Below are 16541 nucleotides of genomic sequence, written 5' to 3' on the forward strand. Positions count from 1 at the left end.
AACAAAAGGCGAGTTTTCTGTTGCCTCGGGGTCTGGCTTCCTAAATCTCTAGTCCTGGTATATCGAGTCTATTTCTGAGCAACGTCTCCGCCTCGGGACGTTGCGTCATCATCAGCACCATCTCCCATCATTACCGTTAAATCCATGTTCAATACTTCAGTATAGTCTGTTACTTCATAAACACCCTGCTCACAGTCTAAGTAAAACTTTGCAGAACTGTGTACATAATCAGCAGGGGTTTCACACAAGTTCCATTTCCCTTTGCATGGATTAGCAGGAATATAATCAAGTTTCTGTGTAATAAACTTAGCTGTTTCACAAATCTTCCAGTCAAACGACAGTTCCCAAACATCATGCTTTTTGTTTCTCTTCTTTCGTTCTGTTTCAACCGAGTTGCTCAGTTGATCAAGCAAATCTGTTTCATTTCTTTCTTCCAGTCTCCGGATAATTTCATAGGCCATGAAACGTTTGCCGTTACCGATGATTGTATTAATGGATTGAAACGTCTTTCTAAAACCAATAACAGCATGCACATGGTTTGGCATAATTACATAGCCGGTGATATAATGTCCTTTTGATTTTAAATGATTAAACCAGTTATATACAATATCAAATCCGTTTACCTTTTCAATCAGCGGTAACCAATTGGTACAGGTGAAAGTAATGGAGAAGATTCCATCACTAAACGGTATGTTTTGCTTTACGGGCATTGGGTATGAAGTTAATTCTTAGCTTCGTAATACGCAACGTCCCGAGGCGGAGACGTTGCTGAGAAACAACCTTTACTCTCCATTTCAATGTCATAGATTGTATATTTGTTACTCAAATTAATTTTATGGACGAACAGCAACAGGCAAACCCCAACCAGCTCAATATTGAAATAACAGAAGAAGTAGCTGAAGGATCATACGCCAACCTGGCCATTATTACACACAGTCATGCAGAGTTTGTAATTGATTTTGTAAACGTAATGCCCGGCACTCCCAAGAGCAAAGTAAAATCAAGAATCATTTTTACGCCGCAGCATGCCAAGCGTTTTTATGAAAGCGCTCACTGAAAATATCCAGCGGTTTGAACAGGCCAATGGCCCTATCCGTGACCTGGAAGATATTCAGATTCCCATGAGTTTTGGCGGGCCGACTGCGCAGGCTTAGAGGAGGAAGAAGAAGTAGGAGGTAGAAGTAAGATAGAGTTTGCACTTTCAAGACTCTGATTGCCTTTCTGTACAAAATTCAATTCATCAATCAATGGACCAGGTATTTTCTTATCAGCATTTAGTTTCGTTTACACAGAATGTATTTCTTGCGATGGGTTGCAGTGAAACAGATGCTGAAACAGCAACGAAGGCTTTGCTTTCTGCTGATGTGCGTGGAATAGATTCCCATGGAGTTGCAAGACTCAGTGGTTATGTACGTTTGTGGGAGGCAGGTCGCATCAATACAAAACCGCATATTCATATCATTCATGAAACGCCTTCAACTGCCGTGGTTGATGGTGACAAAGGTTTGGGTTTGGTAGTTGCTCCCTTTGCCATGCATGTTGCTATTGGTAAAGCAAAGAATGTTGGCAGCGGATGGGTGAGTGTACAGAACAGTAATCATTTTGGTATTGCCGGTTATCATGCTATGATGGCTTTACAGCATGATATGATTGGTATGGCGATGACGAATGCATCGGCATTGGTTGCTCCCACATTTTCAAACGAACGCATGCTGGGAACAAACCCTATTGCAGTTGCAGTGCCTGCAGGAACTGAACCTGCTTTTGTTGCAGACATGGCAACAACTACTGCAGCCAATGGTAAACTGGAAATTCTGCAACGGAAAAATATGAAAGCACCGGAAGGATGGATCCAGGATGCAGATGGTCATTCAACAACAGATGCACATGCTTTAAAAAACAAAGGTGCCTTGCTGCCTTTGGGAAGTGATAAAGAACATGGAAGTCATAAAGGATATGCATTGGGTTCGATTGTAGATATTTTTTCTGCTGTGTTGAGTGGTGCCAATTACGGTCCGTGGGTGCCGCCGTTTCCTGCTTATGTGCCCATGCCGGAGAATCAGCCGGGTAAAGGATTGGGACATTTTTTAGGAGCCATGCGGATTGATGCGTTCCGGAAATCAGAAGATTTTAAGAAAGATATGGATCAATGGATCCAGCGATTCAGGGCTGCAAAGACGATTGAAGGTTATGAAAAAGTATTGATCCCCGGCGACCCTGAACGGGAGTTTGAAGCAATAAGGATGAAGGAAGGAATTCCTTTATTGCAAACGGTTGTTCAAGATTTGACAGAAGTTGGACGGAAATTCAATCTCAATCTTTAATTTCGCCGTCCGGTTGCGATGGACCTGTTTACAGTTGCGTATCTGCAGCAATGATGAAGCCTGTTTGTTTTGAGACGGACAAACAGCGATTACACAATGCAAGATGGCTGGGGGGAAGATGAAGGAGATTCGTCTGTACAACTATGTAAATAAGATTTGCCACAAAGACTCAAAGACAGAAAGGACGCAAAGTCTTTAGAGTTACTTAGAGCCTTCGTGTCTTGGTGGCAATAAAATTTATTAGTAAGTTGATAACAAAAAAAAAACAGAAAGAGATGAAAGTGATGAAGTTTGGCGGCACCTCGGTAGGTAAGCCTGAAAGAATGCATGATGTGGCAGCATTGGTTACACGTGATGAAGAGGCAAAGATTGTTGTGTTAAGTGCACTGAGCGGAACAACCAATACACTGGTTGAAATTGGTTCTGCATTGGCGAATGGGTAAAAGGCTTCTGCCAAGGAACATATTGATAAACTGAATGCACATTATCAACACTTCATCAGCAACCTGCTGAGTACACAGGAAGCGCAGGATAAATGCCGTGCCATTATTGCCGAGCATTTTGAATTCTTAAATATCATTCTGAAAATTTCTTTCAATGAAGCATTGAATAAAGATATTCTTGCACAGGGCGAACTGATGAGCACCAAAATGTTCAGCTGTTACCTGGAAGAAAAAGGAATTGATCATTTGTTATTACCTGCTCTTGATTTCATGACCATTGACAGTTATGAAGAACCGCAGATTGGCAGTATTAAAGTAAAGCTGAGCCAGATATTGAATCAGCATAAAGACAAAAAGATCTTTATTACACAGGGATACATCAGCCGCAATGCAAGAGGTGAGGTTGATAATTTAAAACGTGGCGGAAGTGATTACAGTGCTTCACTGATTGCTGCTGCTATCAACGCAACTGTTTGTGAAATATGGACAGATATTGACGGCATGCACAACAATGATCCACGTATTGTAAAAAAGACAGTTGCCATTGAGCAATTGAGTTTTGATGAAGCAGCTGAGCTGGCTTACTTCGGTGCAAAAATTCTGCATCCTGCTTCTATCTGGCCGGCACAGATGTATAAAATTCCTGTGCGCTTATTAAATACCATGCAGCCCGAAGCAAAGGGAACATTGATCACCGAAGAGGCAGGAAGTGTTGGTGTAAAAGCTGTGGCAGCAAAAGACGGCATCACTGCTATTAAAATAAAAAGCAGCCGCATGTTACTTGCTTATGGTTTCCTGCGCAAAGTGTTTGAAGTGTTTGAAAAGTACCGCACTTCGATTTATATGATCACAACTTCTGAAGTGGCTGTTTCATTAACGATTGATAATGATTCATCGTTACCGGACATTATTAAAGAACTGGAACCATTTGGCACTGTTGAGCTGGATAAGAACCAGGCCATTGTAAGTATTGTGGGAAATGAAATCGGACAGACAGAACATATACTCCAAAAATTATTTGAGAGCATTGCTGATATTCCGGTACGGATGGTGAGTTATGGCGGCAGTCCGCATAACGTTTCCTTACTGGTTCCTGCATCGTACAAAACACAAACATTGCAGGTGCTGAACAAAGGCATATTCGGATTGGATTAAGACGCAGAAATTAACAACTGCTAAACAACAGCAGTTGTATCTTCAAACAAAAACAAGTTGCAAAAAACTGTACTCTTTCTTGCACTGCTGTTTTCACTTCAACTCCATGCCCAGAAAATTGAGGGCGTTTGGGAAGGAACCCTGATTATAAGAGGCGATGTGAAAACCACCATGACACAAAAGTAAGCTATGCAATTTCGGATATGGCCCAGGATGAAATTTCCGGTTATGTGAATGACCTGTATGAAGAGTATGAGTCGTCGGGAGTTTTACTTGCAGTTGAAGACCGTCTCCCCAAAAAAATACTTGAACTCCCGGTTGACAGTTCGGATGTAATTGTTGAGTTTTCAACCATTGACTCCAGCATGCATGATTCCATTTCCGTTTATATCAACGGAAATTTTATTGCTGAAGTGCATGACCTGGCAAGGAAGCCACTCCGCTTACGGTTAAAGGAATTGGGTCCTGGAACAAATGATTTGCTTGTGGTGAGTGCATCCATGGTTCAGCCAAAGCTGAATATTCAAATGGAAATTATTTACCAGGAGAATTGAATGCCTATACCAATACAACCTGGCTTTGCAAGCAGTTCCCTTGTATTATTTAACCGGAAAGAGTAGCGACAACGGGACACATTTTCTACTACCTTTGCCCGGTTTACTAACGATCGTTTAAACCCAATTCCTATGACTTCGTTTGAGAATACCGCAAATGCGTTTGAGTACAAAGACAATAAGCAGTTAAAAAAGCCAATTTCCTTTTCACCTCGATGGGTTACAGCTGGCTGGTTCATATAGGCACAAAAATTACTCCATGGGCCATCAGGGCCGGGCTTCCTGTAAAAGGATTGATCCGCAAAACCATTTTTGAACAGTTTATCGGCGGCGAAACGCTGGAAGAAACATCTGCAGCAGTAAATAAACTGGCAAAGTTAAATGTACAGGTAATTCTTGATTATGGTGTGGAAGGTGGTGATTATGGTGAAGATGAAAAAGACCGCTCCTGCGATCAGTTTATAAAAGTGGTGGAGTATGCAGCCACACAGCCGAATATCCCCTTCATCAGTATTAAAGTAACCGGTATTGCCCGTTTTGCTTTGCTGGAAAAAATGGATGAGCTGATGCAAAAAGCGGAAGGCACTTTAGTGAAACGCTACGAACAAACTCTTGAAAAGTTGAGCACAGAAGAGCGACAGGAATGGCAGCGTATCTGCAACCGTATGGAACGCATCTGTTCACTTGCTGCTGCAAAAAAAGTAAGTGTTACGGTTGATGCGGAAGAAACTTATATCCAGGACCCCATTGATGCGCTGATCACTTTAATGATGGATCAGTACAATAAAACAGAACCGATTATTTACAATACCGCCCAGCTTTACCGGCACGACCGTTTGCAGTTTATTCATGACTGTTACCAGGCCGCTGAACAGCGTGGTTTTATCTTCGGTATAAAACTGGTTCGTGGTGCATACATGGAAAGGGAAAGGGCACGTGCAGCTGAAAGAGGTTATCCATCACCTATTCAACCCGATAAGGAGAGCACCGACAGTGATTATGACCGTTCCGTTGAATTCTGTATTGAACATATCGACCGTGTTGCATGTATTGTTGCATCGCATAACGAACAGAGCAATGCGCTGGGTGCGGAACTGCTGCACACAAAAGGATTGCCGCATAATCACAAACATGTTCACTTCAGCCAGCTATATGGCATGAGCGATCATATTACTTTCAATCTCGCAAAAGATGGTTATTCAGTGAGTAAATATCTTCCGTTTGGCCCCATGAAAGATGTGGTGCCTTATTTGATGCGGAGAGCTGAAGAGAACAGCTCAATGAACGGACAAATGGGAAGGGAGCTGGCGTTGATTAAAAAAGAGATAGCGAGAAGCTCAACTAGGGGTGTAATCTTCCACATCTTGCTCACAGCATCCCTAAAAACAGTCACTTGTTCATTGGTGAAATATTCGAATGTATAAGACTTGCAGCCATGCAGCAATACCATACTTTACTTCAGCATATTTTAGATACAGGCGTTGAAAAAACCGACCGTACAGGAACCGGTACAAAAAGTGTGTTTGGTTACCAGATGCGGTTTGATCTCAGCAAAGGATTCCCCATGGTTACCACCAAGAAAGTACATCTCAAGTATTCTTCATGAAGTGCTCTGGTTTCTGAAAGGTGAAACCAATATTGCTTATCTCAAAGAAAATGGTGTCAGCATTTGGGACGAATGGGCCGATGAAAATGGTGAACTCGGTCCGGTGTATGGTAAACAATGGAGAAGCTGGGAAGGAGCTAATGGCGTTGTGGTTGACCAGGTGAAAGATTTGATTGAGCAGATCAAAAAGAATCCCGACAGCCGTCGTTTAATCATCAGTGCATGGAATGTAGCCGATCTTCCAAAGATGGCGTTGATGCCCTGTCATACAATTTTTCAGTTTTATGTTGCTGATGGAAAACTAAGTTGTCAGTTGTACCAGCGCAGTGCAGATGTATTTCTTGGCGTTCCGTTTAATATCGCTTCTTATGCATTGCTGACGATGATGATTGCGCAGGTTTGTGATTTACAGTTAGGTGATTTTGTACATACGTTTGGTGATGTACATATTTACAGCAATCATATGGAACAGGTGAAGCTGCAATTGAGCAGAGATTTCTTTCCGCTGGCAACAATGAAAATCAATCCTGCTGTTAAAGATATTTTTGAATTTAAGTTTGAAGATTTCACGTTGGAGAATTACCAGAGCCATCCGGGAATTAAAGCACCGGTTGCGGTGTGAGAAATCACAAATGAAAAATGAAGAATAAGGAATGAAGAAGTGAAAGACAGCACTCTGCTAAACCTAAAAACACTTCATATGGATAGTCAAAACAAATTTGATCTTGAAGACAGGCTAGTTGATTTTGCCTGTATGTGTCTGAATGTTTGTGACTTGTTACCAAGCTCAAGGACAGGACAAAACCTGGAACATCAGTTGTCAAAAAGCGGAACAGCATCAGCCCTTATTTACGGAGAAGCGCAGGGAGCTGAATCAAGAGCTGACTTTTTGCATAAAATGAAAATGTGTTTAAAGGAAATAAAGGAGACCAGGATCAATCTTAAAATAATCATGAGAAAGCCGGTTTTAGTTCATGAAAAGGTTGACATTGCATTTACAGAAGTAAATCAGCTGATGGCTATTTTCCTGAAAAGCATTGAAACAGCTCAGCAAAATGATGAAAGAAGAAGGAAGTGAAACAGCTGAGCCACTTATTCATTCTTCATTTTTGATTTCTTATTTTTAATTATGGCCATTATATCTCTCATAGTAGCAGCTTCCTCCAACAACGCCATCGGCAGAAATAACCAACTGCTCTGGCATTTGCCCATTGATCTGAAATTTTTTAAAAATACCACCTGGGCCATGCCGGTGATCATGGGAAGAAAAACATTTGAATCTGTTGGTGGCAAACCATTGACCGGGCGGACAAATATTATTGTATCAAGACAGGCTGATTTAAAATCTGAACATGATAATGTATGGTTTGCCGTTTCACTGGAAGATGCTGTTGAGCAGGCAAAGAAGTTAGAGACGAAAGAAATATTTATTGCAGGAGGTTCGCAGATATATCAGCAGGCAATGGCAATTGCCAACCGTATTTATTTAACAAGGGTACATGCTCATATTGAAGCAGATGCTTTTTCCCTGAATTTAATGTGGAAGAATGGAAGCTTACACAGAATAACGATTTTGCTGATGAAAAACATGCGTATTCATTTTCAATTCAGCAATGGGATAAGATAGTAGAGAAATGATGAATAGAAAATGTAAAATGGAAAAGTTGAACCCTACCATCACTTCCTTATTTCTAATTCTTTATTTCTAATTTTTCATTTCAATGTATTCTCCTTATCAGCTTGCCACAAAATACTTCAGGTATTATTTCACCGCATCCAACGGGAAAGGGCATGGTATTCATTCGCCATTTGTATTTGAGCTGGTAACTAAAGTGCTGAATGATAAAAATCAATATGCAGATTACGAACCAATAGAATTACTCAGGAAAAAATTACTGCAGAATAAAACTGTTCTCCGGATTGAAGATTTCGGAGCAGGATCAACAAAGGGTTTAAGCAAACAAAGAACTGTACAGCAAATTGCAGAAAGTTCCTTAAAGAAACCAAAATATGCCCAACTGTTATACCGGCTGGTAAAATACTTTCAACCACAGCAAATTCTTGAACTGGGTACTTCACTGGGAATCACCACTGCTTATTTGGCTTCTGCAAATAAAGATGCCGGGGTAATAACGATGGAGGGCTCCGCTGCGATTACGTTCACAGCAGAATAATTTCCAGGATCTGCAATTAAACAACATAAAGATTGTTACCGGTAATTTTGATGATACACTAAAGTCTGCCATCAACCAACTGCCAGCGGTCAACTTTGTATTTGTTGACGGCAATCACCGCAAAGAACCAACGCTGAATTATTTTCAGCAACTGCTTGGAAAATCAACCGAGTCAACTGTATTTGTTTTCGATGATATTCACTGGAGCAAGGAAATGGAAGAAGCATGGGAAGTAATCAAGCAACATTCCTCCGTAACATTAACCATTGATCTGTTTTTTATCGGACTGGTTTTTTTCAGGAAGGAACAGTTGGAGAAAGAGCATTTTGTAATAAGATTTTAATATCTTGAAATGAAGTATAGAAAAAGTTTAATTAAACTGGGCGTTATAGTTTTTAATTATCCTTTTATAAGGATTGTTTTGTTTTTATACCTGGATCAGGATCAGAGCGTTTAGAAAGTTATTCCTGAAAAGATAATCAGGCCATTTATCTTTACTGTTCAAACAAAGGCTATTTTAATTTGTACATTCATTACAATGGTTACGTTGATTATCTATTTTATTTTACGACGCCGTTATATTAATGTTTTGTATTCCAGGATTCACATCTGGCTTACTTTTACTTCTTTGATAATAATTCCTTTTCTTTCTCCGGTTTTTCAAATTAGTACTCCAAACGGTACTGGAGTCTGACACCATCAGAATTGGCAAAGTAATTGTTTTACCCTTTCTCATTAATTTCATCTCTGTTTCGTATTTATAATTGCTTTCATTTTTTTTATTCTTACAGTTGTAAAAAGCTCAAATTCGTCAAGAAAACCCTTGCTAACAGATCAATCTACCGGTTTCCTTAACGAATTTGCAGATCAGTCCTAAACCTGATGAATAACAGCCCAAAAACTGAAGAGAATCACTACTCCCCTTATCAGCCCTTTGCAAAAAATCAATATCTTCATGCAATTACAAATCATTTTTTTTCTTAATCCTGATTTATTATGACGATTGGTGTTTTAAAGGAACCGGCCCATGAAACAAGAGTGTCGCTTATTGCAGAATCAGTAGCGGCTCTTACAAAAAAAGGAATCACCCTGGTTATTGAAAGCGGAGCGGGGGAGCAGGCTTTCTGCAGTAATGCTGCCTATGAACAGGCCGGTGCACAAATCAAAACACGGCAGGAAGTGATCAATAGTGCGGATATTCTTTTAACCATCCATGCACCAACTCCTTCAGAAATTGAACAGATCTCATCGAAAATCCTCATCGGTGTTTATCAACCGTTGATTTATGCAGACGTAATGAAAGACTGGGCAGCCAAAGGGGTTACTTCTTTTTCATTGGATATGCTACCACGCACAACCCGTGCACAGGCAATGGATGTACTGAGTTCGCAGGCAAATATTGCGGGCTATAAAGCAGTACTGATGGCTGCGAATTCTTATGCTAGATATTTCCCCATGTTTATGACTGCTGCAGGAAGTATTAAACCTGCAAAGGTTTTGATCCTTGGTGCAGGTGTTGCAGGATTGCAGGCCATTGCTACAGCCAAACGTTTGGGTGCTGTTGTGGAAGTATTTGATACAAGACCTGCGGTGAAAGAAGAAGTGATGAGCCTCGGTGCAAAATTTGTTGAAGTGGAAGGCGCTGCAGATGCCAGTAAAGCAGGAGGCTATGCGGTTGAACAAACAGAAGAATACAAACAAAAGCAACAGCAAAGAATTTCAGAGAGTGTTGCAAAAGCTGATATCATTATTACAACTGCACAGATTCCAGGTAAAAAAGCACCTATCCTGATTACAGAAGAAATGCTTCAGTTGATGCAGGCAGGTTCAATCATCATAGATCTTGCTGCTGCTACCGGTGGCAACACACCCTTTACAAAAAACAATGAAACAGTTGTAATGAATGGAGTAAGTATAATCGGTAATTCAAACCTGCAGGCAACCATGCCTTCAGATGCAAGTAAATTATATGGAAAGAACGTACTCAATTTTTTACAGCTCATCATCAGCAAAGAAGGTCAGTTGAATTTGAACTGGGAAGATGACCTGGTGAAAGGAAGCTGCATTACACATAACAACGAAATTGTAAACGAACGTTTAAAATAATATTATGGAGTCATTTTTAAACTGGATTACAGAAAATCAGCAAATCATTTATATCGTTGTCCTCATGATTTTTGTGGGCATTGAAGTAATTGGTCATGTGCCCAGCGTATTGCACACACCGCTGATGAGTGGTGCCAATGCCATACATGGAGTGGTGATCATTGGAGCAATCATCGTTATGGGAAAGGCTGAAAGTGATAATTACCTGGCACTTAGTTTGGGTTTCCTTGCCGTGATACTGGGAACGCTGAATGTGGTGGGCGGCTTTGTTGTGACCGACAGAATGCTTGAAATGTTTAAGAAGAAGAAAAAGTAATACACATGAAATTTATGGAACTTAATATACTTACGCTTTGTTATCTCATTGCATCAGTAACATTTATTCTTGGACTGAAGATGCTTTCCAACCCTGCGAAAGCAAGAACGGGAAATCTTGTTGCTGCAGCAGGTATGACCATCGCCATTATCGGTACCATTTTTCTTTATACCGATGAAACAGGAAACAAACTGCATAACTACATCTGGATTTTCAGTGGTATCCTTATTGGTGCTGTGGTAGGTACAATGGCGGCAAAAAAGTAAAGATGACAGCCATGCCGGAAATGGTGAGTCTGTTCAATGGTATGGGTGGTGCATCAGCAGCATTAATTTCAGCAGCAGAATTTTATCATAGTTATTTACTGCATAAAGAAGCAGGCGCAACTCCTTTTTCAGAAATTGTGCCTGTTGGTTTTTACATTACCATAGTGGCAGGCGCAATCATTGGTACGGTTTCTTATACAGGAAGTATCATTGCATGGGGTAAATTAAATGGACGGGTAAAAGATTTTTCATTTAAGGGACAGCATATTGTTAATATGATCGTGCTGGTTTTAGTTCTGGCATCAGCAGTGATTGCTTACCGTTCAGATATTGAAAATATTTTTGTCCCCTTTCTTTTAATTGGATTGTTTGCATTTATATACGGAGTTCTTTTGTACTTCCCATTGGCGGGGCCGATATGCCAGTGGTGATTTCTTTGCTGAACTCATTCACCGGTGTTGCCGCAGCATGTGGCGGTTTCCTCTATGATAATAAAGCAATGCTCACAGGCGGTATTCTTGTTGGTGCAGCGGGTACATTACTGACTATTTTAATGTGCAAGGCAATGAACCGTTCTCTTGCCAATGTATTGATCGGATCATTTGGCGGTGGTGGAAAAACTGCAGCAGCAGGTAAAACATCACAGGGCAGTTACAAAGAAATTTCATTGAGTGATACGGCGGTTGTGATGAGTTATGCCGGTAAAGTATTTATTGTTCCCGGTTACGGACTGGCTGTTGCACAGGCACAGCATGTATGTCATGAGCTTGAAAAAATTCTTGAAAGCAAAGGTGTGGAAGTAAAATATGCTATTCATCCTGTTGCCGGACGTATGCCTGGTCATATGAATGTGCTGTTGGCAGAAGCAGATGTTCCTTATGAAAAACTGCTTGAAATGGAACAGGCCAATGAAGAATTTTCATCAACAGATGTTGTATTGATATTAGGGGCGAATGATGTGGTTAACCCCGCCGCAAAAAGCGATCCTGCTTCACCCATCTATGGTATGCCGATACTGGATGTGGAACTGGCGAAAACCGTGATTGTAAACAAACGGAGTATGAAGCCGGGCTATGCAGGTATTGAAAATGATTTATTCTTCAGGCCAAAAACTTCTATGCTCTTTGGTGATGCTAAAAAAGTTTTGCAGGATTTAATTACAGAGATAAAGAGTTTATAGTTTGTAATTTTACAGCATGCAGCTTCCCTTATCATTACTACATTCTATCAAACATACAAAGGGTTTTGATCAAGCTGCATTTGAAGAAGTGCATGCAAGCGGTGAACAGGTAACTTCTGTACGCAAAAATCCGTTGAAGCAATACATCTCGACTTCGCTCGATGTATCACAGGAACACCCTTCGACTCCCGCTATCATCGGGACAGGTTCGCTCAGGGTTCCCTGGTCATCAAATGGTATTTATCTCAGCGAACGCCCATCCTTTACACTTGATCCATTATTTCATGCAGGCACTTATTACGTGCAGGAAGCAAGCAGTATTTTTTGGAGCAGGCGATGAAACAATCCGTTGATCTTTCGCAGCCATTGCTGGTACTTGATCTTTGTGCAGCTCCCGGTGGTAAATCAACTTTGCTGCAATCCATCATCAGCAAAGAAAGTTTACTGGTGAGTAATGAAGTGATTCATTCAAGGGTAAATATTCTTAAAGAAAATCTAATCAAGTGGGGTAGCAGCAATGTAGTTGTAACCAACAATGACCCCAAAGAGTTTTCAAAACTGAAAGGTTTGTTTGATGTGGCAGTAATTGATGCACCCTGCAGTGGCAGTGGTTTGTTTCGCCGTGATCCGGAAGCCATCAAGGAATGGAGCGAAGATAATGTGCAGCTCTGCAGTCAGCGGCAGCAAAGGATCATTGCAGATGTATGGGATTGTTTAAAAGAAGATGGGGTATTGATCTATTCCACCTGCTCATATTCCTCAGAAGAAGATGAGGAGATACTGGATTGGTTAAGCAAAGAGTTTAATGTTGAAAGTTTACGATTGAACGTTGATGAAGGCTGGAGTATTGATGAAACGCAATCATCACAGGGAGCTTATGGTTATCGCTTCTGGCCATACAAAGTAAAAGGCGAAGGTTTTTTATTGCTGCATTCAGAAAGAAGGAAGATGCTGATACGGTAAGAATAAAAATCAAAACAACACAGACGCCATCCAAAAATGATATGGCCATTGCATCCAACTGGCTACAGTCAACAGAAGATTTATCATTCATCTTACAGGGGCAAAATATTGCAGTCGTTCCCGCTCAATGGAATGAGACTATTCAATACCTGATGCAGGAACTGAAAGTGCGCTATGCAGGAGTAGAGCTGGGTACTATTGCCAAGAACGATTTGATTCCTGAACATGCACTGGCTTTATCAACTGTCATCCCCATGCTTTTGTTTCCCACTTGAGTATTTTGTTTTTGTATTTATTTTCCTGCAGCCAATTTTCTGCACGGTGGATGAGATCGAAAATGTGTTTGGTCTTTGGAGATTCTTCGAGGTTTGTTTTACATTTTTTTGCCTTCACCCAGCCAATTGCATTTCTGCTGTCGCTGTAAATGGGCATGGTATCCATTGCGTGTTTTTTGCAATAGCCCAGTGCATGTACAATAGCTAAGAACTCGCCGATATTATTGGTGCCATGTGCCAGCGGCCCCATATGAAAAATGCGTGAATTGGTTTTGTACATGATGCCCTGGTACTCCATGTCTTTCTGCACACTGTTCCAGGCTGCATCTACAATAATGCTGTCGTGAATAGGCGAACCAACAGCAGAATGATCTTTTACAGAAACCTCTTTGTCTTTTTTGTAAATATGTTTGGCAAAATGTTCTTTATAAGCAAGCTCAGCTTCCATCATACTGGAAAATGACTTGTAAGCTGCACCGGCAAAGCCTTCCACCTGCTGCTTACAATCGTTCCAGCTGGTATAAATACCCGGCTCTTTCCCTTTCCAGACAACGTAGTATTTAGGTTTTACCTTACTCATGAGGCTGCAATGTTAGTAAAAGAATCGTTAAGGTTTTCTTTGGTACGATTCTTTCTGAGAATTATGCATCTTTGCGCAGTAAATTACATTCGTCATGAAGAGAGCCTTTTATTTATTTTTTGCTTTATTTACCTGTTTCAGTGCATTTGCCCAAACAACCCCTTTGCTGGTGCAACTGGATAATAACACGCCGTACCTCACACATACCGTTGGAGCCAAAGAAAATTATTACAGCATCGGACGTATCTACAATATCAGCCCAAGAGTTTATGCGCCTTATAATGGATTGGAATTAACAGTGCCGATGAGTATCGGGCAGCGGATAAAAATTCCGTTGAATGAAATTAATTTCTGGCAAAACGGAACAAGAAAAGAAAATGAAACGGTTGTTCCTGTTTATCATGTAGTGAAACAAGGCGAATCATTGACTAAGATTAGCCAGCTGTTTAAAACTGATAATGCTTCTGTAAAATCATGGAATAATTTAGGCAGTGATGCAGTAAGTGTTGGAAGTAAAGTGATCATCGGGTTTTTGAAAGTAGATAAAACATTATCACCACTTGCAGCGCAGGGAATGAATGTACGCAGCGAACCAAACATTGTTAAGCAGGAACCGAAAAAACAGGAACCTGTTGTAAAGAAGGAAGAAGTGAAACCTGAACCTGTGATTAAAAAGGAAGGGTCAAAGGTTGAACCACCGGTTGTGCAAAAACCTGTTGTTGAAGTAAAGAGAGAAGAACCAAAGATGGAAGTATCAACTGTGAATTATTCAGGCAATGGGTTTTTCAGAGATGAATTCAATAAACAGACAAATAATGGAAAACGTGTAAGTGCCAACAGTGGTGCCGGTTCAGTTTTCAAAAGTACCAGTGGCTGGAGCGATGGAAAATATTATATCCTGATGGACAATGTGGAGAAGGGAACAATTGTGCTGATCAAAAACCCTTCTAACGGAAAAGCTATCTATGCTAAAGTATTGGGTGGTGTGGAAGAAACAAGTCCCGGCAGTGGATTGCTGTTCAGGATCAGTAATGCAGCTGCTTCGCAATTAGGGATCAGTGCCGAGAAGTTTAATGCAGAGTTGGCTTGGGGGAAATAGGAGCTAAGAGTTCAAAGAAGTGTAAAGAGATAAAAGACTTGTTCGCAATTTTACCGTTGATTAATGCAGAAAACTTTAAACTTTAGCAAGGACTATATTGTCGATAAAACTATTGAAGAAACCTTTTCTCACTTCGATGAAGTAATCTCAGCACCTTTCAATAATTCCAAGTTTTTAATGTTTGGAAATTTCTCTTCTAGTGACCCACCGCAGTTTATATTAATGACAAAGTGGTTTTCAATTGGGCGGCCTTTGCTTCCAGAAGTAGCTTCAACTAAGCTAATCACAACTCTCCATAAGGATGGGAATAAAACGAGGATTACGGTATCAACAAAAACCAACTTTTCTTTTATAGCCACTCTATTCATATTGAGCGGACTCTTTTTTATTACAATTTTTACTGTAAGTAAAATTACAGATATTAAAAGCCCACTAATTTGCTTGCTGCTTTTTGGTTTAACAATCGTTGTCGATAGGATTGTAAAGAAATTAGTTATTGCAGGATTTGAAAACGATTTAAAATTAATCAGGTAGTATAGCCGGGAGTTCGATAAAATTTACTTTTAACTAAACCGATACCCTCTCAAAAAATCTTCAATCAGCATTTTCTTTTTTCCTTCGAGTTGAATTTCGAGCAGATGCACATAGCCATCACTGCAGGCGAATTTTAAAAATGTTTTTCCATCCGTTACAAATTCAGCAGGGAGCCTTTGTGTGGTGATCTCTTTTTTACTTCTGTAGATCTTCAGCATCTTATCATGCAATGTCGTAAATGCCCCGGGAAAAGGAGAGAGGCCACGGATAAGATTATGTACTTCCTCCACTGTTTTGCTGAAATCAATTTTGCAAGTTTCTGTGAATATTTTCGGTGCATGTTTTAATACTGCCGACTCACTACTCACGACTGACGATTGTATTTTCTCAACAAGTGTTTTATTCATCAAACCTTCAACTGTTTTTACCAGCAGCTTTGCTCCCACTTCTTTCATATGGTCGTGTACTTCACCGGTTGTATCATCTTCACCAATGGGAAATGATTCCTGCAACAGAATATCACCCGTGTCAATTTCGTGTTTTAGTTTGAACGTGGTAACACCTGTTTCTTTTTCTCCATTGATCACTGCCCAGTTAATTGGTGCTGCACCACGGTACTGCGGCAACAGGCTTCCATGCACGTTCACTGTTCCAAGCGGGGGCATATTCCAAACAGCTTCAGGTAACATACGGAAAGCAACAACAATTTGCAGATCGGCTTTTAGTGATTTTAATTCTGCTATAAACTCAGGATTCTTTAATTTCTCCGGTTGAAGAATATGCAGTTTGTGTTCAACGGCATATTTCTTAACGGCACTTTCATTCATCTTCATACCACGGCCGGCCGGTTTATCCGGTGCTGTTACAACTCCAACGATGTTATAACCTGCTTTCACCAAAGCATCCAAAGAGGCAACAGCAAACTCAGGAGTTCCCATAAATATTATCCGCAGCGATTGATTCTTT

At 40.5% G+C, this 16541-nt stretch carries 14 protein-coding genes and 6 pseudogenes; 17 read left to right on the forward strand and 3 right to left on the reverse strand.

The window, feature by feature from the left end:
- Positions 1-68: 68 nt before the first annotated feature.
- Positions 69-710 carry a hypothetical protein gene (locus IPK31_13895; protein ID MBK8088938.1) on the reverse strand — a complete coding sequence of 214 codons (642 nt, stop codon included), beginning with the start codon at positions 708-710 and terminating at the stop codon, positions 69-71.
- 125 nt (positions 711-835) lie between these two features.
- Here IPK31_13895 and IPK31_13900 point away from each other — a divergent pair.
- From IPK31_13900 to IPK31_13970, 15 genes and pseudogenes are all read left to right on the forward strand, one after another.
- Positions 836-1154 (forward strand): annotated as a pseudogene (locus IPK31_13900) (DUF3467 domain-containing protein).
- A 93-nt stretch (positions 1155-1247) separates the two neighbouring features.
- Positions 1248-2324, forward strand: a complete 1077-nt coding sequence (locus IPK31_13905) for an Ldh family oxidoreductase (GenBank protein ID MBK8088939.1) — start codon at positions 1248-1250, stop codon at positions 2322-2324.
- Between the two features lie 275 nt (positions 2325-2599).
- Positions 2600-3922 (forward strand): annotated as a pseudogene (locus IPK31_13910) (aspartate kinase).
- Positions 3923-4125: 203 nt separating this feature from the next.
- Entirely contained in the window at positions 4126-4476 is a 351-nt protein-coding gene (locus IPK31_13915; protein MBK8088940.1) for a hypothetical protein, read from the forward strand.
- Positions 4477-4691: 215 nt separating this feature from the next.
- Complete coding sequence (locus IPK31_13920) at positions 4692-5900, forward strand: proline dehydrogenase family protein (protein MBK8088941.1); 1209 nt, start codon at positions 4692-4694, stop codon at positions 5898-5900.
- 11 nt (positions 5901-5911) lie between these two features.
- A pseudogene (locus IPK31_13925) lies at positions 5912-6704 on the forward strand (thymidylate synthase).
- Between the two features lie 78 nt (positions 6705-6782).
- Positions 6783-7160, forward strand: coding sequence for a four helix bundle protein (locus tag IPK31_13930; protein MBK8088942.1), 378 nt, complete (start codon positions 6783-6785; stop codon positions 7158-7160).
- 51 nt (positions 7161-7211) lie between these two features.
- Positions 7212-7720: pseudogene (locus IPK31_13935) on the forward strand (dihydrofolate reductase).
- Between the two features lie 83 nt (positions 7721-7803).
- Positions 7804-8599 (forward strand): annotated as a pseudogene (locus IPK31_13940) (class I SAM-dependent methyltransferase).
- Positions 8600-9252: 653 nt separating this feature from the next.
- Positions 9253-10362: a Re/Si-specific NAD(P)(+) transhydrogenase subunit alpha gene (locus IPK31_13945; GenBank protein ID MBK8088943.1), complete on the forward strand. Its 1110-nt coding sequence runs from the start codon at positions 9253-9255 to the stop codon at positions 10360-10362.
- Positions 10363-10366: 4 nt separating this feature from the next.
- Positions 10367-10678 carry an NAD(P) transhydrogenase subunit alpha gene (locus tag IPK31_13950; protein MBK8088944.1) on the forward strand — a complete coding sequence of 104 codons (312 nt, stop codon included), beginning with the start codon at positions 10367-10369 and terminating at the stop codon, positions 10676-10678.
- Positions 10679-10692: 14 nt separating this feature from the next.
- Positions 10693-12124: pseudogene (locus IPK31_13955) on the forward strand (NAD(P)(+) transhydrogenase (Re/Si-specific) subunit beta).
- A gap of 16 nt (positions 12125-12140) precedes the next feature.
- Positions 12141-12464 (forward strand): hypothetical protein, encoded by a 324-nt coding sequence (locus IPK31_13960; GenBank protein ID MBK8088945.1) that lies wholly within the window; start codon positions 12141-12143, stop codon positions 12462-12464.
- Complete coding sequence (locus IPK31_13965) at positions 12461-13087, forward strand: RsmB/NOP family class I SAM-dependent RNA methyltransferase (GenBank protein MBK8088946.1); 627 nt, start codon at positions 12461-12463, stop codon at positions 13085-13087. Before IPK31_13960 ends, IPK31_13965 begins: the two co-directional genes overlap by 4 nt.
- 41 nt (positions 13088-13128) lie before the next feature.
- The gene (locus tag IPK31_13970; protein ID MBK8088947.1) at positions 13129-13362 is read left to right on the forward strand and encodes an RsmF rRNA methyltransferase first C-terminal domain-containing protein; all 234 of its coding nucleotides are present in this window, start codon (positions 13129-13131) and stop codon (positions 13360-13362) included.
- Here IPK31_13970 and IPK31_13975 read toward each other — a convergent pair.
- The gene (locus IPK31_13975; GenBank protein ID MBK8088948.1) at positions 13334-13942 is read right to left on the reverse strand and encodes a ribonuclease H family protein; all 609 of its coding nucleotides are present in this window, start codon (positions 13940-13942) and stop codon (positions 13334-13336) included. The genes IPK31_13970 and IPK31_13975 overlap by 29 nt on opposite strands.
- A 94-nt stretch (positions 13943-14036) precedes the next feature.
- On the opposite strand from IPK31_13975, the gene IPK31_13980 reads away from it, so the two are divergent.
- Positions 14037-15041, forward strand: coding sequence for a LysM peptidoglycan-binding domain-containing protein (locus IPK31_13980; protein MBK8088949.1), 1005 nt, complete (start codon positions 14037-14039; stop codon positions 15039-15041).
- A 63-nt stretch (positions 15042-15104) separates the two neighbouring features.
- Positions 15105-15575: a hypothetical protein gene (locus IPK31_13985; protein MBK8088950.1), complete on the forward strand. Its 471-nt coding sequence runs from the start codon at positions 15105-15107 to the stop codon at positions 15573-15575.
- A gap of 29 nt (positions 15576-15604) precedes the next feature.
- On the opposite strand, the gene IPK31_13990 is transcribed toward IPK31_13985, so the two are convergent.
- Positions 15605-16513, reverse strand: a complete 909-nt coding sequence (locus IPK31_13990) for a methionyl-tRNA formyltransferase (GenBank protein MBK8088951.1) — start codon at positions 16511-16513, stop codon at positions 15605-15607.
- Between the last annotated feature and the right edge of the window lie 28 nt (positions 16514-16541).

The sequence above is a fragment of the Chitinophagaceae bacterium genome (assembly GCA_016713085.1).
Classification (GTDB): Bacteria; Bacteroidota; Bacteroidia; order Chitinophagales; family Chitinophagaceae; genus Lacibacter.

What these genes read in the sequence shown, in the direction of transcription:
- IPK31_13895 (MBK8088938.1), bottom strand. Translation starts at nt 710, where the DNA reads ATGCCCGTAAAGCAAAACATACCGTTTAGTGATGGAATCTTCTCCATT.
- IPK31_13905 (MBK8088939.1), top strand. Translation starts at nt 1,248, where the DNA reads ATGGACCAGGTATTTTCTTATCAGCATTTAGTTTCGTTTACACAGAAT.
- IPK31_13915 (MBK8088940.1), top strand. Translation starts at nt 4,126, where the DNA reads ATGGCCCAGGATGAAATTTCCGGTTATGTGAATGACCTGTATGAAGAG.
- IPK31_13920 (MBK8088941.1), top strand. Translation starts at nt 4,692, where the DNA reads ATGGGTTACAGCTGGCTGGTTCATATAGGCACAAAAATTACTCCATGG.
- IPK31_13930 (MBK8088942.1), top strand. Translation starts at nt 6,783, where the DNA reads ATGGATAGTCAAAACAAATTTGATCTTGAAGACAGGCTAGTTGATTTT.
- IPK31_13945 (MBK8088943.1), top strand. Translation starts at nt 9,253, where the DNA reads ATGACGATTGGTGTTTTAAAGGAACCGGCCCATGAAACAAGAGTGTCG.
- IPK31_13950 (MBK8088944.1), top strand. Translation starts at nt 10,367, where the DNA reads ATGGAGTCATTTTTAAACTGGATTACAGAAAATCAGCAAATCATTTAT.
- IPK31_13960 (MBK8088945.1), top strand. Translation starts at nt 12,141, where the DNA reads ATGCAGCTTCCCTTATCATTACTACATTCTATCAAACATACAAAGGGT.
- IPK31_13965 (MBK8088946.1), top strand. Translation starts at nt 12,461, where the DNA reads ATGAAACAATCCGTTGATCTTTCGCAGCCATTGCTGGTACTTGATCTT.
- IPK31_13970 (MBK8088947.1), top strand. Translation starts at nt 13,129, where the DNA reads ATGGCCATTGCATCCAACTGGCTACAGTCAACAGAAGATTTATCATTC.
- IPK31_13975 (MBK8088948.1), bottom strand. Translation starts at nt 13,942, where the DNA reads ATGAGTAAGGTAAAACCTAAATACTACGTTGTCTGGAAAGGGAAAGAG.
- IPK31_13980 (MBK8088949.1), top strand. Translation starts at nt 14,037, where the DNA reads ATGAAGAGAGCCTTTTATTTATTTTTTGCTTTATTTACCTGTTTCAGT.
- IPK31_13985 (MBK8088950.1), top strand. Translation starts at nt 15,105, where the DNA reads ATGCAGAAAACTTTAAACTTTAGCAAGGACTATATTGTCGATAAAACT.
- IPK31_13990 (MBK8088951.1), bottom strand. Translation starts at nt 16,513, where the DNA reads ATGGGAACTCCTGAGTTTGCTGTTGCCTCTTTGGATGCTTTGGTGAAA.